Below are 24246 nucleotides of genomic sequence, written 5' to 3' on the forward strand. Positions count from 1 at the left end.
ATCCTGCCTCAGATAACAAGGGTTACGCTGTGTGGTTCTGGTGCGGTTGTTGCAGCAACTCCTCCAGTGATGCGCTAGTGCCTTCCACGGTCACCAACTGGGTGCTGCTATAAGCCGTTCCGGTTCCGTCACGGTCAATCGAGAGCACGGTATTGCCATCAGCGGTATGATCCACTTTCACAAAATCATTAACGTTACTTGTGTCATCATTCCAGCCAATAAGCAGGTTACTGACGTCAATCTTGTCGCCATTTGCGACAGAGAAATCAGTCCAGGTATCGTGTCCATTGCCACCGGTGGCATCTGCCGCATTCAGCAAGTGGTAAACCAGCGAGTCTGCTCCGGCACCCGAGGTGATGGTGTCGTCATAGGCGCTGCTGGTCAGCGTATCCGCCGTCGAGGTTCCGGTAATGGTCGGATGCAGCTCAATGGTGAACGAGTTGCTGATGAGGGTGCCGTCGGTTGACGCCAGGGTGTAGCTAAACACCTCCTTGTGAGTGATGTTCTGCACGTTAATGTCGGCACTCAGCGCATAGGTATAGCTACCGTCTGCGGCAATGCTTAAGGTGCCGTAATCACCCGCCACCGCAGTACTGCCACTGCTGCTCACGGTGGTGGAATCACCGTGTTCATTGGTGATGGTCAGCGTACCGGTGTGACTGGTCGTGCTGTCGGCCCAGATGCTGCCGCTCACCGTGCTGTCGCTATCCGTCGTGGTTGAGGCTTCCGCAAACAGACTGTTCACAGCCAACAACGATGCCGTACCCGTTGAATGCACCAGATCAACGGTCAAGGTGGCCGTGGTGGCAACGCCCTGAGCATCTGTCACCGTATAGGTGAAGGTGTCTGCGGCTGGCAGTGTGTCGATATCCAGTCCGGCCTTCAGCGTATAGGTGTAGTTGCCATGAGAGTCGATGGTTAACGTGCCGTAAGTGGTGCTGAACGAAGTACTGGTGCCCACCGTGTGACCAGAAACCGAGGTCACTGCCGTACCCGATGGCACGGTACCGGCTACTGAACTGGTATCGTTGGTCAGCAAGTTACCGGTGACGGTAGCAGCCACCGTTACCGCCATCACGGTGGTATCCGTGACCGTTGTGATGGTGGTGCTCGGCAGTAAGGAAACCCCACCTGTCGAACCAATCACCACCGCATAAGTCCCGGTACCCAGGCTGTTGTAGTTGACGTTCACCCCGGTCTTCGACCCCAGATTGATCAATCCGGTCGAGAGATAGTTGTTGGTCACCGATACCAACGTCCAACCCGTACTGGTCTGCTGATAGAGATAAAGATTATAGCTAGCAATCAATGAGATGCCGCCAACCGTACCATTCAAGGTCACGCTACGCGTATCGTCATTGCCGACGTTGAAGATATAAGCATTACCGTTCGACAACACATCAAGGCCCAGCAAGGTTCCCAGATTCACCGTTGCCAATGCCGTATGGCTGACGCTGGTGGTGCCATTGTTTACCGTCGCTGTAGAGGTGGTGTAATCAACTTCCGTGATGTCATTGGCCGCCACGATTTTGATCGCACCCAGCACAGTCGCAGTCGGCGATGTGTTGCCTGCTGCATCCGTCAGGGAGACAGACAACGTCGCTCCGGTGGTTTGCGCGGTAGTCAGCGTCACGGAGAAGCTGCCATTGCTGGCCACAGTGCCAGTGCCGATGGTGTTACCCCCGGCGTCTTTCACGGTAACCGTGGTACCGGCTTCGCCCGTACCCGTCAGGATGGTACCCGCCGTGTTGACCGCCAGCCCGGTAGCTGCCGTCGGTGCCACGGTATCAACAATCACCGTTGCCGAAGTGGTGCCACTGATGTTGCCTGCCGTATCCGTTACTGTGACGCTTAACGAATGTGAACCATTAGCAAGTACCGCAGTGGTAAAGCTCCACGTACCACCAGCCCCGACAGAAACCGAGCCGAGGATCGTCGCGCCGTCATAGATCGTGACGCGACTGCCCACTTCTGCCGTACCGCTCAGTACCGGCGTGGTATCTCTGGTCGAGCCGCCGCTCGGTACCGTCACGTTTGGTGTGACCGAATCGTTGGTGATAGTCAGCGTCGACGCGGTTGGTGCAACGGTATCCACCGTCAGGGTGACGGAGGCGTTCGGGCTGACGTTGCCCGCCGCATCGGTCGCCGTGACGTTCAGGGTATGCGTCCCTTCAGTCAGGGTGCTGGTGATAAAGCTCCACGCCCCGTTGCTGCCTGCGGTGGTGGTGCCCAGCAGGGTAGCCCCGTCGTAGATGCTGATCTTCGCACCCGCCTCCGCCGTACCGCTCAACAACGGTGTGCTGTCGTTGGTGGTGCCGTTGTTGGGGATGGTGACCGGCGTACCATTGTTGTTGGTCGCCGTCAGACCCGTCACCGCTGCCGGAGCCACGGTGTCGATGATCACGCTGGCCGAGGTGGTGCCGCTGACGTTACCTGCCGCATCGGTCACCGTCACGCTCAGCGGATGGGTACCGTTGCTGAGGGTGGCGGTGGTGAAGCTCCAGGTACCTGCCCCGCCGACCGTCAGCGTGCCCAGCACCGTACTGCCGTCATAGATGGTGACTTTGCTGCCGACTTCCGCCGTACCGCTCAGCACCGGAGTGCTGTCGTTGGTTGAACCACCGCTCGGCACCACCGTGTTGGTGGCATCGTTGGTGATCACCAGCGTTGACGCCGCCGGGGCCACGGTATCCACCGTGATGGTGGCCGAGGTGGTGCCGCTGACGTTACCGGCGGTATCTTTCACCGTCACGCTCAGCGGATGGCTGCCGTTACTCAGCGCGCTGGTGGTGAAGCTCCAGGTACCGCCCGTCCCCACGGTGACGGAACCCAGCACCGTGCTGCCGTCGGAGATGGTGACCACCGAACCGGCCTCCGCCGTGCCGCTCAGGGTTGGCGTGTTGTCGTTGGTCGAGCCACCGCTCGGCACCGTCACGTTTGGCGTGACGTTATCCGCGGTGATGGTCAGCGTTGACGCCGCCGGGGCCGCCGTATCCACCGTCAGGGTGACGGAAGCGTTCGGGCTGACGTTGCCCGCCGCATCGGTCGCCGTGACGTTCAGGGTATGCAGACCATCGGCCAGGGTGCTGGTGGTAAAGCTCCACGCCCCGTTGCTGCCTGCCGTCACCGTACCCAGCAGGGTCGCGCCGTCGTAGATGCTGACCTTCGCACCCGCCTCCGCCGTACCGCTGAGCGCCGGGGTGTTGTCGTTGGTGGTGCCGTTATTGGCAATCGCCACCGGCGTGCTGCCGTTGTTGTTACTGGCCGCCAGCCCCGTCACCGCTGCCGGAGCCACGGTGTCGATGATCACGCTGGCCGAGGTGGTGCCGCTGACGTTACCTGCCGCATCGGTCACCGTCACGCTCAGCGGATGGGTACCGTTGCTGAGGGTGGCGGTGGTGAAGCTCCAGGTACCGCCCGCACCTACCGTCAGCGTGCCCAGCACCGTGCTGCCGTCATAGATGGTGACTTTGCTGCCGACTTCCGCCGTACCGCTCAGCACCGGAGTGCTGTCGTTGGTTGAACCACCGCTCGGCACCACCGTGTTGGTGGCATCGTTGGTGATCACCAGCGTTGACGCCGTCGGGGCCACGGTATCCACCGTGATGGTGGCCGAGGTGGTGCCGCTGACGTTACCGGCGGTATCTTTCACCGTCACGCTCAGCGGATGGCTGCCGTTACTCAGCGCGCTGGTGGTGAAGCTCCAGGTACCGCCCGTCCCCACGGTGACGGAACCCAGCACCGTGCTGCCGTCGGAGATGGTGACCACCGAACCGGCCTCCGCCGTGCCGCTCAGGGTTGGCGTGTTGTCGTTGGTCGAGCCACCGCTCGGCACCGTCACGTTTGGCGTGACGTTATCCGCGGTGATGGTCAGCGTTGACGCCGCCGGGGCCGCCGTATCCACCGTCAGGGTGACGGAAGCGTTCGGGCTGACGTTGCCCGCCGCATCGGTCGCCGTGACGTTCAGGGTATGCAGACCATCGGCCAGGGTGCTGGTGGTGAAGCTCCACGCCCCGTTGCTGCCTGCCGTCACCGTACCCAGCAGGGTCGCGCCGTCGTAGATGCTGACCTTCGCACCCGCCTCCGCCGTACCGCTGAGCGCCGGGGTGTTGTCGTTGGTGGTGCCGTTATTGGCAATCGCCACCGGCGTGCTGCCGTTGTTGTTACTGGCCGCCAGCCCCGTCACCGCTGCCGGAGCCACGGTGTCGATGATCACGCTGGCCGAAGTGGTGCCGCTGACGTTACCTGCCGCATCGGTCACCGTCACGCTCAGCGGATGGGTACCGTTGCTGAGCGTGGCGGTGGTGAAGCTCCAGGTACCTGCCCCGCCGACCGTCAGCGTGCCCAGCACCGTACTGCCGTCATAGATGGTGACTTTGCTGCCGACTTCCGCCGTACCGCTCAGCACCGGAGTGCTGTCGTTGGTTGAACCACCGCTCGGCACCACCGTGTTGGTGGCATCGTTGGTGATCACCAGCGTTGACGCCGTCGGGGCCACGGTATCCACCGTGATGGTGGCCGAGGTGGTGCCGCTGACGTTACCGGCGGTGTCTTTCACCGTCACGCTCAGCGGATGAGTACCGTTACTCAGCGCGCTGGTGGTGAAGCTCCAGGTGCCGCCCGTCCCCACGGTGACGGAACCCAGCACCGTGCTGCCGTCGGAGATGGTGACCACCGAACCGGCCTCCGCCGTGCCGCTCAGGGTTGGCGTGTTGTCGTTGGTCGAGCCACCGCTCGGCACCGTCACGTTTGGCGTGACGTTATCCGCGGTGATGGTCAGCGTTGACGCCGCCGGGGCCGCCGTATCCACCGTCAGGGTGACGGAAGCGTTCGGGCTGACGTTGCCCGCCGCATCGGTCGCCGTGACGTTCAGGGTATGCGGACCATCGGCCAGGGTGCTGGTGGTGAAGCTCCACGCCCCGTTGCTGCCTGCCGTCACCGTACCCAGCAGGGTCGCGCCGTCGTAGATGCTGACCTTCGCACCCGCCTCCGCCGTACCGCTGAGCGCCGGGGTGTTGTCGTTGGTGGTACCGTTGTTGGCAATCGCCACCGGCGTGCTGCCGTTGTTGTTACTGGCCGCCAGCCCCGTCACCGCTGCCGGAGCCACGGTGTCGATGATCACGCTGGCCGAAGTGGTGCCGCTGACGTTACCTGCCGCATCGGTCACCGTCACGCTCAGCGGATGGGTACCGTTGCTGAGGGTGGCGGTGGTGAAGCTCCAGGTACCGCCCGCACCCACCGTCAGCGTGCCCAGCACCGTGCTGCCGTCATAGATGGTGACTTTGCTGCCGACTTCCGCCGTACCGCTCAGCACCGGGGTGCTGTCGTTGGTTGAACCACCGCTCGGCACCACCGTGTTGGTGGCATCGTTGGTGATCACCAGCGTTGACGCCGCCGGGGCCACGGTATCCACCGTGATGGTGGCCGAGGTGGTGCCGCTGACGTTACCGGCAGTGTCTTTCACCGTCACGCTCAGCGGATGAGTACCGTTACTCAGCGCGCTGGTGGTGAAGCTCCAGGTGCCGCCCGTCCCCACGGTGACGGAACCCAGCACCGTGCTGCCGTCGGAGATGGTGACCACCGAACCGGCCTCCGCCGTGCCGCTCAGGGTTGGCGTGTTGTCGTTGGTCGAGCCACCGCTCGGCACCGTCACGTTTGGCGTGACGTTATCCGCGGTGATGGTCAGCGTTGACGCCGCCGGGGCCGCCGTATCCACCGTCAGGGTGACGGAAGCGTTCGGGCTGACGTTGCCCGCCGCATCGGTCGCCGTGACGTTCAGGGTATGCGGACCATCGGCCAGGGTGCTGGTGGTGAAGCTCCACGCCCCGTTGCTGCCTGCCGTCACCGTACCCAGCAGGGTCGCGCCGTCGTAGATGCTGACCTTCGCACCCGCCTCCGCCGTACCGCTGAGCGCCGGGGTGTTGTCGTTGGTGGTGCCGTTGTTGGCAATCGGCACCACCGTCGTGCCGTTGTTGTTGCTGGCCGCCAGCGTTACTGCCGCCGGAGCCGTGACATCAATCACCACGGTTGCCGAGCTGGATGCCACACTGACGTTACCTGCGGCATCCGTTGCCCTGACGGTAAATACATGGCTACCTTCCGGCAGTGTTGCGGTAGTGAAGCTCCAGGTGCCGCCCGCAGTGGTGATGGCCGTTCCCAGCACCGTGCTGCCGTCATAGATAGTGATGGTGCTGTTCGCTTCCGCCGTACCGCTGAGGGTTGGTGTGCTGTCGTTGGTAGATGCGCCGTTAGCAATCACGGTGTTAGTGGTGTCGTTGGTCACCACCAGCGTCGCGACATCCGGTGCGTGCGTATCAACCGTAAAGGTCACTGCCGCCGAGTTGGCGCTGGTATTACCGGCCGCATCGGTCGCCGTGACACTCAGCGTGTGGGAACCGTTGCTCAGGGTCGGCGTGTTATAACTCCAGACGCCCGACGCATTTGCCGTGGTCGATCCCACCACATTGGCACCATCATAAATGGTGATCACCGCATTGGCTTCAGACGTGCCAGTCAGCAATGGCGTGCTGTCGTTGGTTGAGGAACCGTCGGCAATCTCCACCACCGTACCACCGGTGTCCTTACTGACCACCAGATCATCTACTGCATCAGGTGCCGTGGTATCGACGGTGATATTGATGGTGCTCGACGTTGCACCTGGATTGCCAAGACCATCCACCGTTGTGATGAAAAGTGCATGGTCACCATCGGCTAACGCCGGACTAGGGGTAAAGGTCCACTGTCCACTGGCGTCAACCAGAACAGAACCCAGCACCGTCGCGCCATCGTGGATGGTTATCACATCATCCTCGGCAGCCAGACCGCTCAGCACAGGCGTGCTGTCTTTGGTATCCGCACCATCAGACAACGACACCAGGGTGCTACCGCTATCGTCGGTGATCTCCAGGGTACTGGTGGCCGGCGGCATTCCGGCGTTGATGGTAACGTCAAAAGCAGGTGAGGACGCCGCGCTGACGTTTCCTGCCGGATCAGTCACGGTGACCGTGAAGCTATGGGAACCATTACTCAATGCCGCTGGCGTAAAGCTCCATGCCCCTGCGGTTGCGGTGACGGTGCCCAACAACGTATTGCCATCGTAGATCGAAATCACATCGCCAGTCGTTGCACTGCCGCTCAGCGTCGGAGTGCTGTCATCGGTGGTATCACCGCTTGCCAGCTCACCGGTCTGTCCACCGGCATCATCCGTCACCACAAAATCGTTTATGGCATCCGGTGCAACGGTGTCGATAGTAACGGTGTAGTCAGCCGACAAGGCACTGGTGTTACCCGCCGCATCAGTTACCGAGACATTAAAGGTATAGGGACCATCAGTTAACGCGCTGGTTTCAAAGCGCCATACACCATTATCCCCTACCGTCGTGCTGCCAATTAACACATCATCCTGATAGATATTCACCGTGGTGCCTGCGGTGGCATTACCACGCAATACCGGCGTCTCGTCGTTGGTCGAACCGCCATTAGCGACCACGAACGGCGTAGTACCGTCGTTGTCGTAGATAGCAAAGTTGGTAACCGGATCAGGAGTTACCGTATTGACCGTCACGGTGACCGAGGTGGTCGAACTCACGTTTCCTGCCTCGTCAGTGACGGTAACATTCAACGTATGCGTGGCGTTCGAGAGGGTTGGCGTGGTGTAGTTCCAGTTACCATCACCGTCTGTCGTGGTGGTACCCAGCAACGTTGTTCCGTCATAAACCGAGATAATGCTGTCCGGTTCAGCGGTACCCACCAGCTCAGGGGTGTTATCGTTGGTGGCACCGCCATCAGGAATCACCACGGACGGCGTGCTGTCGTTATTTTGCAGTACCAGATCGCCAACCGGTTCCGGTGCAGTGGCATCTACCGCTACCGTAAAGGTGGTAGAGGCAGTGCTGACGTTGCCGTTCACATCGGTGACGGTGGCGCTCAGGGTATGCGAGCCATCAATCAGGGTTGGTGTACTGAAGCTCCAGTTGCCATCCGTATCTGCGGTGGTTGAACCAATCACTACGCTGCCATCATAGATGGTGATAATGCTGTTCTCTTCCGCCGTCCCCGTCAGCAACGGTGTGTTGTCATTGGTGGTGTCGCCATCAGCCAGTGGAACAGGCGTTGTTCCGTCGTCATTGCTGACCACAATACTGGTGGCAATTGGCGCACTGGTGTCCAGCGTGAAGTTGATGGGCGTTGACGCGTCACTGGTGTTGCCAGCCGCATCGGTGACGGTGACACTCAGGCTGTGCGATGTTCCGGTTAGCGTCGGTACACTGAAGCTCCACTGACCGTTGTTATCGACAATTGCACTGCCAATGACGGTGCTGCCGTCACTGATGGTGACGACACTACCTGCCTCAGCACTTCCTGACAGCAGCGGTGTGCTGTCATTGGTCGTGCCGTTGTTCGGAATACCCACCGCCGTGGTGCCGTTATCATTACTGAGTGTGATACCGGTTGCCACGTCTGGCGCGGTTGCATCGACCTGTACGCTAATGGTCGCAGGTGCGCTGACGTTGCCGGCGGCATCTGTCGCGGTCACGCTCAGGGTATGAGAACCATCGGCCAATACGCTGGTGGTGTAACTCCAGGTTCCCGTGTTATCAACCACCAGCGAGCCAAGCACGCCGTTCTCATCGGAGATGGTGATGATATCCCCTTCTTCACCTGAACCACTGAGAACCGGGGTGTTGTCATTGGTTAACCCGCCATCCGGGATCGCCACAGAACCGCCACCAATATCGTTGCTCAGGGTAAGTTCGGCGATGGTCGGGACAACAGTATCAACGGTCACCGTCAGCGGATCGCTCACATCACTGACGTTTCCAGCGCTGTCCGTCACGGTGACGGTCAGACTATGCTCACCATCGGTCAGCGTTGGGGTGGTGAAGCTCCAGTTGCCATCGGCATCCACCAGCGCGGTTCCCAGCACGTTGCTGCCATCCGAAACCGTCACGATACTGTTCGCTTCTGCGGTACCGCTCAACACCGGGGTGTTGTCGTTAGTCGCGCCGCCAGCGGCAATCTCGGTATCGGTCTGGTCATTGGTCAGCAGGAGATTATCCGCTGCGTCAGGTGCTTCGCTGTCAATGGTGAAGCCGATAACAGCAGAGTTTGCACTGGTGTTACCCGCCGGGTCAGTGACGGTGACACTGAGATTGTGTTCGCCTTGATCCAGTGCACCAGTGGTAAAGGTCCAGGTTCCATCGGTGCCGACCACCGTTGAGCCAAGCAACGTCGTGCCGTCATAGACATTAATGATGTTGCCCACATCAGAGCTACCGGTGAGTTCCGGAGTTGGGTCATTCGTGAAGCCACCATCAGCAATCGGAACGAGGGTACTGCCTTCGTTATTGTTGACCACCAAATCGGCCACGGGATCCGGGGCTGCGGTATCGATGGTGATGGCGACTGCCGGTGAGGCAGGTCCGGTGTTTCCGGCAGCATCGGTGACGGTGGTGGTCAGACTGTGCGCGCCTTCACTCAATACCGGTGAAGTGAAACTCCAGTTGCCATCGCCATCGACTGTCGCCGTCCCCAGCACGTTACTGCCTTCCGCCACCGTGACCGTACTGCCTGGTTCAGCGGTACCGCTCAACACCGGTGTCGTATCGTTGGTCGCCCCCGACGTGATCGGTACCAACGAACCGCTGGCATCAGAACTGAGTTGCAGGTTGCTGGCAGCCACTGGAGGCTGCGTATCAATGGTTACCGCCAGCGGATCGGACGCGGTGCTGACGTTACCTGCCGTGTCGGTGACCGTCACGGTCAGGCTGTGATCGCCGTCTGTCAGCGTTGGCGTGGTGAACGTCCAGTTGCCATCGATATCGGTCAGGGCGGTCCCCAGCACATTGCTGCCATCTGAAACCGTCACAATGCTGTTGGCTTCAGCCGTGCCACTCAATACCGGGGTGCTGTCGTTAGTCGCTCCACCTGCCGCAATCGGTGTATCGGTCGCGTCATTGGTGAGTTGCAGATTATCCGCCGGATCGGGCGCTTCGCTGTCCACGGTAAAATCTATGGTGTCAGAGTTAGCACTGGTGTTTCCGGCAGCGTCGCTGACCGTGACGCTCAGGCTATGTGCGCCCTGGTCCAGTTCTGGGATGATATAGCTCCATGTGCCGTCCGCACCAACGGATGTTGAGCCCAACAACGTCGTGCCATCGTAGACATTGACGATGCTGCCCGCCTCCGCCGTACCGGTCAGCTCCGGTGTCGCATCGTTGGTGAGATTACCCTCAGTGATCGGCACCAGCGTACTGCCTTCGTTGTTGTTGACCACCAGATCAGTCACAGCATCCGGTGCAGCGGTATCGATATCGAAATTCACCACAGAGGAGGATGGGCCGATGTTACCTGCGGCATCGGTCACCGTGATACTCAACGCATGGCTGCCATCCAGTAACGGCGTGGTAATGAAACTCCAGTTACCACTGCCATCGGTAGTCACACTGCCAATCACATCGGTGCCATCGTAAATGGTGATCAGGCTATTCGCCTCTGCCGTACCGCTCAGTTCCGGTGAGTTGTCGTTAGTCAGCCCCCCGTTGGTGATTGGGACGTCGGTGCTGCCATTATTGTTGTTGAGAACAAAGTCGGCGGCGTCTGGTGCCGTGGTATCAACGGTCAACGCCACCATATTACTCGGCGCGCTCACATTTCCGGCCAGATCGGTCTCCGTGACCATCAGATTGTGATCGCCATCGGTCAGGGTTTGCGGCGTGAAGTTCCAGCTACCGGTGGTTGCATCCGCCTGTACCGAACCGATCACCGCCATATTGTCGTAAATGGTGATGATGCTGCCCGCTTCTGCCGTACCGCTCAAAGTTGGCGTGCTGTCACCGGTCAGACCGTTAAGCGTATCGCCATTGTCATTTTCTGCCGTCAGATTGGTTACCGGATCGGGCGCGGTGGTATCCACAGTGACAAGGATAGGATCAGAGGCATCGCCAGTATTGCCGGCCGCATCGGTTACGGTCGTCGTCAGGCTGTGATCACCTTCATCCAGTGCCGGAGAGGTAAAGCTCCAGTTACCGTCACCATCTACGGTCGCGGTTCCCAACACGTTAGCGCCATCAGAAACTGTCACGGTACTACCCGGCTCCGCCGTACCACTCAATATCGGCGTGGTATCGTTGGTCGCACCCGTGGTAATCGGCACCAGCGTGCCACTGGTATCGCTACTGAGTTGTAAATTATCGGCTGCCGCCGGGGCCGTCGTATCAATGGTGACCGCGATCGGATCGGATGCCGGGCTGGCATTGCCTGCCGGGTCGGTCACGATGGCTGTCAGGCTATGATCACCTTCATCCAACGCAGGGGTGGTAAAGCTCCAGTTTCCGTCGCCATCTACGGTCGCCGTTCCCAGCACGTTAGTGCCATCGGACACCGTGACCGTGCTACCCGGCTCCGCCGTGCCACTCAATACCGGCGTGGTATCACTGGTACTGCTCCCTGCTGCAATCGGTACGGAGGTACCACCGGAATCATTACTGAGTTGCAGACCACTGGCCGCAACCGGTGGTTGGGTATCCACTGAGAACGCCAGCGGATCAGAGGCTGTACTGGTGTTTCCTGCCGGATCGGTGACGGTGGCCGTCAGACTGTGATCGCCTTCTGCCAGCACAGGGGTGGTGAAGCTCCAGTTACCATCACCGTCAACCGTGGTGGTTCCCAGCACCGTGTCACCATCTGACACGGTAACGGTACTGCCTGGATCTGCCGTGCCGCTTAATACCGGCGTGGTGTCGTTAGTCGCACCACCCGCAGCTACCGGCACAGACGTACCACTTGAATCATTGCTGAGTTGCACACCATCTACGGGATCGGGTGCGGTGGTATCGATGGTGATCGCAAGCGGGTCCGAAGCATCGCTGGTATTACCCGCGGGGTCGGTCACCGTCGCTGTCAGGCTATGATCACCTTCATCCAGCGCAGGGGTGGTAAAGCTCCAGTTACCATTGCCATCTACGGTCGCCGTTCCCAGCACGTTAGTGCCATCAGACACCGTCACCGTGCTTCCTGGCTCCGCCGTACCACTCAATATCGGCGTGGTATCGTTGGTGGTGCCGGCTGTGACGGGGACCGATGTCCCGGTGACATCGCTGCTGAGTTGCAAGCCCGTCGCTACATCAGGTGCGGTGGTGTCAACGGTGAAATCAATGGCCGCAGAAGGCGGGCTGGTGTTGCCTGCCGGATCGGTCACGGTCGCCGTCAGACTATGATCACCCTCACCCAGAGCGGGGGTAATAAAACTCCAGTTACCGTCGTTATCCACCGTGGTGGTGCCCAGCACATCGTTACCGTCAGAAACGGTAATGATGCTGCCCGGATCGGCGGTTCCACTCAGTACCGGAGTGGTATCATTCGTCGCCCCACCAGCAGCAACTGGCACCGGTGTGCCACCATTGTTATTACTGAGTTGAACATCACCCGCAATGGCTGGCGCGGTGGTGTCAATGGTGACAGTGACCGGATCCGAAGCCGGACCGGTATTCCCTGCCGCATCGGTCACCGTTGCCGTCAGGCTGTGATCGCCTTCGCCCAATGGGTCAGGTGTAAAGCTCCAGTTGCCATTACTGCCAACGGTGGCGGTCCCCAGCACGGTGTCGCCATCGGAAATGGTCACGGTGCTGCCCGGTTCCGCTGTTCCCGTTAACACCGGTGTGGTGTCGTTGGTGACGCCGCCGTCCGCAACAGGTACCGGTGTCCCGCTCAGGTCATTACTGAGTTGCAGGCCGCTCGCCGCTTCTGGTGCGGTGGTGTCTACCGTGACGGCGATAGGGCTGGAAGCCAGGCCCGTATTGCCCGCCGTATCGGTCACCGTGGTGGTCAGGCTATGATCGCCCTCATCCAGCGCAGGGGTGGTGTAGCTCCAGTTACCGTCGCTATCGGTAATCGCGGTACCCAGCACAGTATCGCCGTCAGAAATGGTGACAGTGCTGCCGGGTTCGGCGGTACCGCTAAGTACCGGCGTCGTGTCATTAGTCGCACCCGACGTGATCGGTACTGCTGTGCCGCTCGTGTCATTGCTCAGTTGCAGGTTGTCAGCAACCGCTGGCGGCGTGGTATCTACGGTGAACACAAACGGATCGGTGGCTTCGCTGGTGTTACCCGCCTGGTCGGTCACGGTGGTGGTCAGGCTATGCTCACCTTCCGTCAATGTGGGTAGCGTGAAGCTCCAGTTACCGTCGTTATCCACTGTGGCCGTGCCCAGCAAATTGTCACCATCCTGGATGGTCACGATGCTGCCGGGTTCCGCACTGCCACTCAGTACCGGGGTGTTGTCATTGGTTGCGCTACCCGGTTCGATCGGCACCGGAGTACCGCTTTCGTCATTACTGAGCTGCAATCCGCCTGCGGCACCTGTCGCCACCGTGTCGATGGTGATGGTGATGGTGTCAGAATTGGTAATGTTGCCGTTGATATCCGTGATGGTGGCCTGGAAGGCATGCGATCCATCAACCAGCGTGCCAGGCGTGAAGACCCACTGACCATTACTGTCAGCAGTGACGCTGCCCAGTACGGTGGTGCCGTCATACAGGGTGATCAGGTTGCCTGCACCCGCCAGGCCACTCAGCACCGGCGTGCTGTCATGGGTAAAATCGCCATCAGCCAACTGCACCAGGGTGTTGCCGCTATCATCCGTTACCTGGAGAGAGCTGGTTGCCGCTGGCAGATCGGCATTGATGGTCACGTTGAATGGCGTGGTTGTCGGACTAACATTACCGGCCGCATCGGTCACCGTAACGGTCAGGCTGTGATTGCCGTTGGTTAACGCGTCCGGTGTGAAGCTCCAGTTGCCGTCACTGCCCACGGTGACAGTACCCAATAGCGTATCGCCATCGTAAACGCTGACGACGGTATTCGCCTCAGCCTGACCACTCAGGGTTGGCGTGCTGTCATCACTGAATCCACCCGACGTAAGGGGTCCCTGACTGTCGCCCACATCATCGGTCACCGTCAGGCCGCTGGCTGCCGCAGGCGGTACGGTATCAACGGTAAAACTGATGGGATCGGACGCCGGGCTGGTGTTGCCCGCCGCATCGCTCACGGTGGTGGTCAGACTGTGGTTGCCATCACTCAGCACTGGAGTCGTGAAGCTCCAACTGCCATCGCTGCCGACTGTTGCCGTGCCAAGCACCGTGTTACCGTCGGAAATAGTGACGGTGCTGCCGGGTTCAGCCGTGCCGCTCAATTGCGGAGAACTGTCGTTGGTGGCACCACCCGCCGCAATCGGAACGACAGCACTGCCGTTATTGTCGCCGAGCTGCAAATCACCGGCCGCCGCCGGTGCCTGGGTATCAATGACGATATTGATGGTGATGGAGTCAGTGACGTTGCTGTTAACATCCGTGATGGTGGCATGGAATGAATGTGGACCATCATCCAGCGTGGTCGGGGTAAAGCTCCATTGCCCGTTGCTGCCTGCCACCACGCTGCCTAACAAAGTTGTGCCGTCATACAGGGTGATCAGGGTATTCGCACCAGCCAGACCGCTTAACACCGGCGTGCTGTCCTGAGTGTTGGCACCATTGGCCAGTTGTACCAGGGTATTGCCGCTGTCATCGGTGACCTGCAATGAACTGGTCGCCGGAGGCAAATCTGCGGCAACGACTGCATCGAACGCAGGTGTGGCAGGGCTGACATTACCTGCGCTATCGGTCACTGTCACCGTCAGGCTGTGGCTACCATTGGTCAACGCCGGAGTAGTAAAGCTCCAGTTCCCATTCACGTCGGTGGTGGTTTGCCCCAGCAACGTCGTGCCGTCATACACGCTGATCACGCTATTGGGCTCAGCCTGACCGCTCAGGGTCGGCGTGTTGTCATCGGTGGAGACACCCGAGGTGATCGGCCCCTGACTGTCGCCCACGTTGTCAGTTACCGTCAGACCGCTAGCCGCCGCCGGTGGCGTAGTATCGACGATAAAATTGATGGGATCGGATGCCGGGCTGGTGTTCCCCGCCGGGTCGCTCACGGTGGTGGTCAGGCTGTGTTGCCCCTCACCCAACGCCGGGGTGGTGAAACTCCAGTTGCCATCACTGCCGACAACCGCCGTACCGAGCACGGTGGTGCCATCAGAAATGGTGACGGTACTGCCCGGTTCAGCCGTACCCGTCAACACCGGGGTGGTGTCATTAGTTGATCCCCCCGCAGGTATCGGTATCACGGTGCTGCCTTCGTTGTTACCGAGTTGCAAATCACCGGCCGCTTCCGGGGCCACCGTATCAATAATGATATGAATGGTGTTGGAGTCAGTCACATTGCCGTTAGGATCCGTGATGGTGGCATGAAAGGTATGTGTACCATCGGCCAGCGTGCCTGGGGTAAACACCCATTGCCCATCTGTGCCAGCCACGACGCTACCCAACAAGGTATTTCCGTCATACAGGGTAATAAGGGCGTTTGCCGTTGCCAGCCCCGTCAGTACCGGGGTGGTGTCACGCGTGCTGGATCCATCAAGCAGCTGTACCAGGGTGTTGCCGCTGTCATCCGTCACCTGCAATGACGTGGTGGCTGGTGGGAAGCCTGCCGCAATGTTGACATCAAACGCCGGGGTTGCCGGGCTGACATTCCCCGCCGCATCCGTCACGGTAACGGTGAGGCTATGGCTACCGTTGCTCAGCGCCGGGGTGGTAAAGCTCCAGCTACCGTTCGCATCTGCCACGGCACTGCCCAACAGCGTCTGACCATCATAGATTTTGATGATGCTATTGGCTTCCGCCTGGCCGCTTAAGGTGGGTGTGTTGTCATCTGTGGTCGCGCCGGAAGTCAGTGGCCCCTGACTTCCCCCGACGTCGTCTGTCACCACCAAAGCGCTGGCAGCTACCGGTGCCACGGTATCGACAACGAAGTTGATAGGATCAGATGCGGCGCTGGTATTGCCCGCAGCATCGGTAACGGTTGTGGTAATACTGTGAGATCCATCCGCCAGTGTTGGCGTGGTGAAGCTCCAGCTGCCATCTGCGCCGACCACCACGGTGCCCAGCAAGGTCGACCCGTCGTAAATGCTGACGATGCTGCCCGCTTCAGCCGTTCCGCTTAAGGTCGGCGTGTTGTCATCGGTGTTGGTGCCACTGGTAATCGCTCCCTGAATGGCGCCGGCATTATCGGTCAGAACAAGGTTACTGGCCGTGCCGGGTGCGGTGGTATCGCCGCCACCGCCGGGATTGGTACCACCACCACCGGGATTAGTGCCACCACCGCCGGGATTGGTGCCGCCACCGCCGTTATCACCGCCGCCAGCATTATTGCTACCCCCTTCGGAACCACCACTGCCTGTGGTTCCCGCAAACATCGCACCAAGCCCCGCCAGCAGTGCACCTCCCATACCAAAGGCGGCAATGGCGTTATCATGGGTGGTATTTGCTGCTAACAGGCCATCAGTACTGTCGATAGAAACATACTGGAAGCCATCACCACCAGGATTCTCCACCCACCATAAAGCGCCATTGTCATCCTGTAGCACAAGGTCACTTTCGCCATTCGGCCCATAAAAATTATGAATAACAAGATGTTCACCCGACTTCGTTGTAATAACGAGGTCATTACCATTGCGTGTGTAAGATTTAATATCTGATTGATTCAGATTGAGTTTAACCAAACTCGGAGTGGTTAACGTCACTTCGCTTCCGTTAGTCAGCGAGGCGATCGTGCCTCCTTTAGGCGTTACTGAGATATTATTCATTTTCTCTATATTCCACCGAGGTTATTAGAATCCATAAAAACGCCCGAAATCCGCAGATCCCGGTCTCACCAGTGAATAAACGTTGGATATTCACTCTTTCTCTTTGACGACCTCATACATGCTGATGATGAAATCGTACTGAGCCTTGTTAAGCCGCCATCCTGGTAATGGGGACGTTTTATTTCTTAAAATAACAACGGGGAAAATATCGTTTTTATCTATTGGCACTGCGTGAACTACATGAAACTCCTTAAATTCTTTTTTTGGCACAGGTGTTTTCCGCATGGATCGGAGGTGCTGGTGACGCCCCATGATTTATTAATAAAATCATCAAGATAAACGCCATCCCAATGATAGCCCTGCATACCGTATATCGCTTTATGCGCCAGAATCTCGATATGACGTTGATTCTCAACACCCTCAACAATCACGCCACTGCATAAATCGTTGAGATGGCCTAACAACAGTTCAAATATATGGCTTTCGCCATACTGCCAAAAAAACGCTTTATCAATCTTGACACACTCAAATATTCCGCTACTCATCATGGTGAGGTTGGAATATCCCGGACCAAAGTCATCCAGCCATAAGGGCGCAATTTTTGCCAACCCCTTTAAAATTAATAGATCTGCACGAGTAAAGCGGGCGATGAAAAATGCGGATATTTCAAAGCGAAAGAAAGGCAACAGTGCCAGTCTTTGTTGAGTTTTTTCATCAGAAAAAATGCTGGAAACAATATCCCTGTTAATGTTCACACTAATGATCTGCCGGAATCCCTTTTGATAGAGTCGCTCCAGTTGATCTATTTGTCGCAGGAATAGTTGCCATTTCTGCTCCACGGGTAAGTGGCTGAAAAAAACCGCTTCTCTTGCCGGATTCCTCACATGCTTAATATCAGCATCGTCCACAAAGCGCGTCAGTAATTCCCAGGCAAAAAGGTTGCCGGATAATCCGTAAACAGGTTCCAGTATAAAAGTGTATTGTTGCGGATTGCTCATCAACGCGCCCTTTTGCCACGATCTGACGCACCTTAAATGTCAGAATTTCTCATGTTAAATACAAGGAAAACATTGGTAAAACTTAACACCTTAACTGAAGGTTAACGTATAACTTACAGTTTGAAAAATAGGTTAAGCCAAGCCATTCGCACATTTCGATAGGAATGGCATATTGATTTTTACCTTACAGTCGGTGAAATCATGACAATCGATTAAGACAATTCCTGGAAAAAATAATGTTTTTTTCCACCTTGACAGAAGAAAATAAATATCAACCACATGATTTTATTTAAGAAATATCACATGATCTGTTCAATTTTGGATTTCTTTTGTCAAAGTTACAGAATCGGTATGAGAAATTTTTTCCAAAAGGCGTCGAAAAACATTTAGTTAATAACAGTTATTATTTCACAGCCAATGATCAAATTTTAATTATGCATAAAAAATATAACATAACAGAAAACCTGCTTTTTAAGGCCAAATAGCCTTACTAAATAAATGGTTATTTACCGTATGTAATGGATTGCGGCTTCGCTTTTTCAAATAAATGAATAAGATAGCGATGTTGTGTCTGCGCCATTCTTTCTTTAAATGACGAGAGAAATCACCACGGTGATCACGATCGCAATTTTAATAAAAAAGACAGGAGTAAAAAAATAGCGGAGAAATAAATGGACCGGACCACGAACGTGGCCCGGTGAAGAGACGATTAATTATTCGTCTTCAAGATAGGTATACCCGTACAAACCGCTCTCAAATTCTTCCAGGAACTGCGCACGCAGATCTTCGTCTATATCGGTTTGCTTCACCTGATTACGGAACAGCGTCATCAGTTCTGCCGGGTTGAGCTGCACATATTCCAGCATATCTGCCACTGTATCGCCTTCATCTGAAAGCTGAACTTCCACGCTGCCATCCTGGAAAGCAAACACGTCAACCGCTTCGGTATCGCCAAACAGGTTATGCATGTTGCCGAGAATTTCCTGATACGCGCCCACCATAAAGAAGCCCAGCATCGGCGGGTTGTCGATATCGTATTCCGGCATCGGCATGGTGGTGGCAATGCCGTCGCCATCCACATAGTGATCGATGGTGCCATCTGAATCACAAGTGATGTCGAGTAGCACCGCACGACGTTGCGGCATTTTGTTCAACCCTTCCAGCGGCAACACCGGGAAGAGTTGATCGATACCCCAGGCATCCGGCATCGACTGGAACAGCGAGAAGTTGACGTAAATCTTGTCAGCCATACGCTCCTGCAACTCATCGATAATCGGGCGATGAGCACGGTTGCTCGGATCAAGGTGCTGCTGGATGTAATGACAGATGCTGAGGTAAAGCTGTTCCGCCCAGGCGCGCTGACGCAGATCATAAGTGCCGGACGAGTAACCGGTATGGATGTCAAACAGATCCATCTGGCTGTCGTGCAACCACTCACGCAGCGAGCGACGCACGTTCGGTTCGTGCATCTCCTGCCAGGTATCCCACATGCTCTGGATCGGGCGTGGCGCATCCACATCCGGTGCTTCCGGGGTGCTGAATTCGTTGCGCTCAACCCCAATAATATTGGACACCAGCACGGTGTGATGTGCGGTTACCGCACGACCCGATTCGGTAATCACCGTAGGATGTTCAAGACCATGTTCATCACAGGCATCACCAATCGCCCAAATCACGTTGTTAGCGTATTCATTCAGGCCGTAGTTAACCGAGCAATCGGACTGTGAACGTGTTCCTTCATAATCGACGCCCAGACCGCCGCCGACGTCAAAACATTTGATGTTAACGCCAAGCTTCGCCAGCTCTACATAGAAGCGGGCTGACTCACGCACCCCGGTAGCGATATCGCGAATATTCGCCATCTGCGAACCGAGGTGGAAATGCAGCAATTGCAGGCTATCGATACGACCCGCTTTACGCATGATCTCCACCAGCTGCAACACCTGCGACGCCGCCAGACCAAATTTGGATTTCTCACCGCCGCTCGACTGCCATTTACCGGAGCCTTGCGATGCCAGACGGGCACGAATACCGAGGCGAGGCACGACATTCAGCCGTTCTGCCTCTTCCAGCACCATGCGTACCTCAGTCATCTTCTCGATCACCAGATACACCTTGTGACCGAGTTTCTCACCAATCAACGCCAGACGAATGTATTCGCGGTCTTTGTAGCCGTTACAGACGATAACGGTTCGGGTTTTACCCGCATGCGCCAGTACCGCCATCAGTTCCGCCTTGGAACCAGCTTCCAGCCCCAGCGGTTCGCCGGAGTTGACCAGCGACTCAATCACACGTTTGTGCTGGTTTACCTTGATGGGATACACCAGGAAGTAGTCACCTTTATACCCGTAGGATTCGCGGGCACGTTTGAAGGCACCGTTAATCGAACGCAGACGGTGCTGCAAAATCTGTGGGAAGCAAAACAGCGCGGGCAGGCGCTGACCATCAGCTTCACGCTCTTTCACCAGTTTGGCGAGGTCGACACGAACTTCCGGCATGTCCGGATCCGGGCACACGCTGATGTGGCCCAATTCGTTGACGTCGTAATAGTTATTGCCCCACCAGGCAATATTGTAGGTGCGCAGCATTCGGCTCGCTTCCTGATCATTCATCGCCACCTCCTGCATGGAGCGGAGTACACCCTGTTCGCCAGCTGACGAACCCTTGATATTCTTCATGTCGTCAGACATCACGAACCTCAATTTTCCGTTGAAATATGAAAAAGTTGCCGGGTTTTGTCGTTATTACGCCGGGATAAAATTGCCCCATTCTGCCTGCTTATCCTCAAGAGCTGCTGACGTTAAGTGTAAAACACCAGGCCGGGATGCGTGCAACCGTGCCAGAAATAGCCTGGCAGTGCCATCATCACCCGAGCGTGAAAAAAATCACCAGGATTGTGGGAACAAGTTAGCCGGCGCTCGTGTCGGGATAATTACCGCAACGAACAAAACTTCGACTGGAGTGAAAAACAGAAGTGGAAATGGAAAGGATTGCCAGCGCGCACGTTGAGCGCAGTGAACCGTAAAAAGAGAAAGGGTGGTTCATTACTTTTATCACCTCCAACGCATGGGGAAAACATGCGGGAAACGGCCTGGGTGAAAGCCAGATACACACATATCTGACGGGCGCGACGCACGGCGGCGTCATCCTTTTGGGCTGTGGTCGACAGCAGCGGCGATTTATACAGCCTGACGCATAAAATTGCAAAAGCTTTTGCCCGACCGGCCGATACCCAGATCAATACGGTGATCCGTGTCAGGAAAATTTTCCAGTTCAGCTGTTGCGTAAAATGCGGAAACAGAAAAAGGGCTGGTAATTCGCTCAGTGAGTAACCTAAAATAGCCGTCCAGATGGTCATCCATCTAAACTGGTTAACATCCAAGCTTTCTTACTGCTCGCGGCTTTGCCTGAAGGGGCGTAGAGCCTGGCACAACCTCGCTTACGCTATGCAGTCGAATTCAAACCATTTGTAAGGTAAAGAACAGAATGGCTAAACACCTTTTTACGTCTGAGTCCGTATCAGAAGGACATCCTGATAAAATCGCTGACCAAATTTCTGACGCCGTGCTCGACGCCATCCTTGAACAGGATCCGAAAGCTCGTGTGGCCTGCGAAACTTACGTGAAAACCGGTATGGTGCTGGTTGGCGGTGAAATCACCACCAGCGCATGGGTTGATATCGAAGAGATCACCCGTAATACCGTTCGTGAAATTGGCTATGTTCATTCCGATATGGGCTTCGATGCCAACTCTTGCGCAGTACTGAGCGCCATTGGTAAACAGTCTCCGGACATCAACCAGGGCGTTGACCGTACCGACCCGCTGGAACAAGGTGCTGGCGATCAGGGCCTGATGTTTGGCTACGCCACCAACGAAACTGACGTTCTGATGCCTGCCCCGGTGACCTATGCGCACCGTCTGGTCCAGCGTCAGGCTGAAGTACGTAAAAACGGCACCCTGCCGTGGCTGCGTCCGGATGCAAAAAGCCAGATCACTTTCCAGTACGATGGCGGCAAAATTGTCGGTATCGATGCCGTGGTATTGTCGACTCAGCACGCGGAAGAGATTTCCCAGACTGACCTGCGTGAAGCGGTAATGGAAGAGATCATCAAGCCGGTTCTGCCGACTGAGTGGATCAACGCCAGCACCAAATACCACATCAACCCGACTGGCCGTTTCGTTATCGGTGGCCCAATGGGTGACTGCGGTCTGACCGGTCGTAAAATCATTGTGGATACCTACGGCGGCATGGCGCGTCACGGCGGCGGTGCTTTCTCTGGTAAAGATCCATCGAAGGTTGACCGTTCTGCGGCTTACGCAGCACGCTACGTGGCAAAAAACATTGTTGCGGCTGGCCTGGCTGACCGTTGTGAGATTCAGGTTTCCTACGCAATCGGCGTGGCAGAACCGACATCGATCATGGTGGAAACTTTCGGTACTGAGAAAGTGGCAACCGAGCAGCTGACCCTGCTGGTACGTGAGTTCTTTGACCTGCGTCCGTACGGTCTGATCCAGATGATGGACCTGCTGAAGCCTATCTACAAAGAAACTGCCGCTTACGGTCACTTTGGCCGCGAGCACTTCCCATGGGAAAAAACCGACAAAGCTGCACAGCTGCGCGAAGCTGCTGGTTTGTAAGTTTTTACCCCTGCGGTTCAATTAAGGGAGGCCAATGGCCTCCCTTACTATTTCTCACACCCGTAGCGGCGCGATAAATCGCGCATTTTTTTCGTGCCAGAAACCAAAGCGCGCGATAAATCGCGTCGTTACATTTCGCGTCAGCTTTTCCATTAACAACAAATTGTTAACGATTACATTTTGAAACGCTTTAAATATCTGAGATTTAGGAATTTTGCAGCGTGGTTATTCCAGTAAAAATGCGTTATTTTCAGCGTCGTCTGATAGCCGATATTTAGAATGATGTCAGAAACTTAAAGGGTGCTATACCTTACTGGTTACAGAACCATTTTGGGCGAAAAATGCTGAATGACAGGGATTCAGCGAGTGTAACCGATTACATTCATGTGATCGTCCTCACTTTTTCCCGCAAGCAGGTTCCTTAACATTGATAAAAACAACGATAGATAAATTTGGAGGCAATATGCCTGGCAATACTCATAAAAGCAGAACCTCAAATAAGGCGATGACCTTGTTTGTCTGCTTTCTCGCGGCTCTGGCCGGCCTGCTGTTCGGTCTGGATATCGGCGTTATCGCTGGTGCCCTGCCCTTTATCGCTAAAGACTTTAACGTTACCGCCCACCAGCAAGAGTGGATCGTCAGCTCCATGATGTTTGGTGCAGCAGTGGGTGCTATCGGCAGCGGCTGGATGTCATCACAACTGGGTCGTAAAAAAAGCCTGATGGCCGGTGCCATTCTGTTTGTGATTGGCTCCCTGTGGTCAGCCTTTGCACCCAACCCGGAAATGCTGATTGTTGCCCGTGTGGTACTCGGTCTGGCAGTCGGTGTAGCGTCTTATACTGCGCCACTGTATTTGTCTGAAATCGCACCGGAAAAAATCCGCGGCAGTATGATCTCCCTGTATCAGCTGATGATCACCATCGGTATTCTGGCCGCGTACCTGTCCGACACCGCGTTCAGTGACGCGGGTGCATGGCGCTGGATGCTGGGCGTCATCACCATTCCGGCAATCCTGCTGTTGGTAGGCGTGGTATTTCTGCCAAACAGCCCGCGTTGGCTGGCGGCCAAGGGTAACTTCCGCGATGCGCAGCGCGTGCTCGATCGCCTGCGTGACACCAGCGAGCAGGCCAAACGCGAGCTGGATGAAATCCGCGAAAGCCTGAAGATCAAACAGTCAGGCTGGCAGTTGTTCCAGAGCAACAGCAACTTCCGTCGCGCGGTATTCCTTGGCGTGCTGTTGCAGGTGATGCAGCAGTTCACCGGTATGAACGTCATCATGTACTACGCACCGAAAATCTTTGAAATCGCGGGCTTCGCCAACACCACACAACAAATGTGGGGCACGGTGATTGTCGGTCTGGTCAACGTCCTGGCAACCTTTATCGCTATTGGCCTGGTGGATCGCTGGGGCCGTAAACCTACACTGGTGCTGGGTTTCCTGGTGATGGCAGCCGGTATGGGTATCCTCGGTAGCATGCTGCATGTCGGTATTCACTCAGCCGGTGCGCAGTACTTCGCGGTGGCGATGCTGCTGATGTTTATCGTCGGTTTCGCCATGAGCGCCGGTCCGCTGATTTGGGTACTGTGCTCTGAAATCCAGCCGCTGAAAGGCCGTGACTTCGGTATCACCGTCTCAACAGCGACCAACTGGATTGCCAACATGATCGTCGGTGCCACCTTCCTGACTATGCTGAACTCACTGGGCAACGCGCCGACCTTCTGGGTCTACGCCGGACTCAACGTGTTCTTTATCCTGCTGACGCTCGTGCTGATCCCGGAGACCAAAAACGTCTCGCTGGAGCACATCGAACGCAATCTGCTGTCGGGTAAAAAACTGCGTGAAATCGGTCAGGAATGATCGAAACCTGCGCGAACAAGGGCTGCCTGCGGGCGGCCCTTTTTTATGGCGCATCCCGCAGCAGTTGAGTT

6 protein-coding genes are annotated in these 24246 nt (G+C 56.7%); 2 read left to right on the top strand and 4 right to left on the bottom strand.

The genetic code is table 11. The features are described 5' to 3' along the window. Window positions 1–22: 22 nt before the first annotated feature. The 4 genes from AC6I8R_RS16890 to AC6I8R_RS16905 form a co-directional block, all read right to left on the bottom strand. The gene (locus AC6I8R_RS16890; protein WP_497832606.1) at window positions 23–16681 is read right to left on the bottom strand and encodes an Ig-like domain-containing protein; all 16659 of its coding nucleotides are present in this window, start codon (window positions 16679–16681) and stop codon (window positions 23–25) included. A 236-nt stretch (window positions 16682–16917) separates the two neighbouring features. Continuing rightward, the gene (locus AC6I8R_RS16895) at window positions 16918–17679 is read right to left on the bottom strand and encodes an EAL domain-containing protein (protein WP_497832607.1); all 762 of its coding nucleotides are present in this window, start codon (window positions 17677–17679) and stop codon (window positions 16918–16920) included. 713 nt (window positions 17680–18392) lie between these two features. Beyond that, entirely contained in the window at window positions 18393–20369 is a 1977-nt protein-coding gene (gene speA, locus AC6I8R_RS16900; RefSeq protein WP_415173737.1) for a biosynthetic arginine decarboxylase, read from the bottom strand. Window positions 20370–20611: 242 nt separating this feature from the next. After that, window positions 20612–21037, bottom strand: a complete 426-nt coding sequence (locus AC6I8R_RS16905; protein WP_415173736.1) for a hypothetical protein — start codon at window positions 21035–21037, stop codon at window positions 20612–20614. Between the two features lie 128 nt (window positions 21038–21165). Here AC6I8R_RS16905 and metK point away from each other — a divergent pair, with 128 nt between their 5' ends. After that, window positions 21166–22317, top strand: a complete 1152-nt coding sequence (gene metK, locus AC6I8R_RS16910; protein WP_021186208.1) for a methionine adenosyltransferase — start codon at window positions 21166–21168, stop codon at window positions 22315–22317. Window positions 22318–22780: 463 nt separating this feature from the next. Next, the gene (locus tag AC6I8R_RS16915; protein WP_036627829.1) at window positions 22781–24175 is read left to right on the top strand and encodes a sugar porter family MFS transporter; all 1395 of its coding nucleotides are present in this window, start codon (window positions 22781–22783) and stop codon (window positions 24173–24175) included. Window positions 24176–24246 lie beyond the last annotated feature (71 nt).

This window comes from Pantoea sp. X-Soil-OKNW-713 (genome assembly GCF_059730685.1).

Bases quoted from the DNA above. Each gene is read 5' to 3' on its own strand.
- AC6I8R_RS16890 (WP_497832606.1), bottom strand. From the start codon at position 16,681: ATGAATAATATCTCAGTAACGCCTAAAGGAGGCACGATCGCCTCGCTG.
- AC6I8R_RS16895 (WP_497832607.1), bottom strand. From the start codon at position 17,679: ATGAGCAATCCGCAACAATACACTTTTATACTGGAACCTGTTTACGGA.
- speA (WP_415173737.1), bottom strand. From the start codon at position 20,369: ATGTCTGACGACATGAAGAATATCAAGGGTTCGTCAGCTGGCGAACAG.
- AC6I8R_RS16905 (WP_415173736.1), bottom strand. From the start codon at position 21,037: ATGACCATCTGGACGGCTATTTTAGGTTACTCACTGAGCGAATTACCA.
- metK (WP_021186208.1), top strand. From the start codon at position 21,166: ATGGCTAAACACCTTTTTACGTCTGAGTCCGTATCAGAAGGACATCCT.
- AC6I8R_RS16915 (WP_036627829.1), top strand. From the start codon at position 22,781: ATGCCTGGCAATACTCATAAAAGCAGAACCTCAAATAAGGCGATGACC.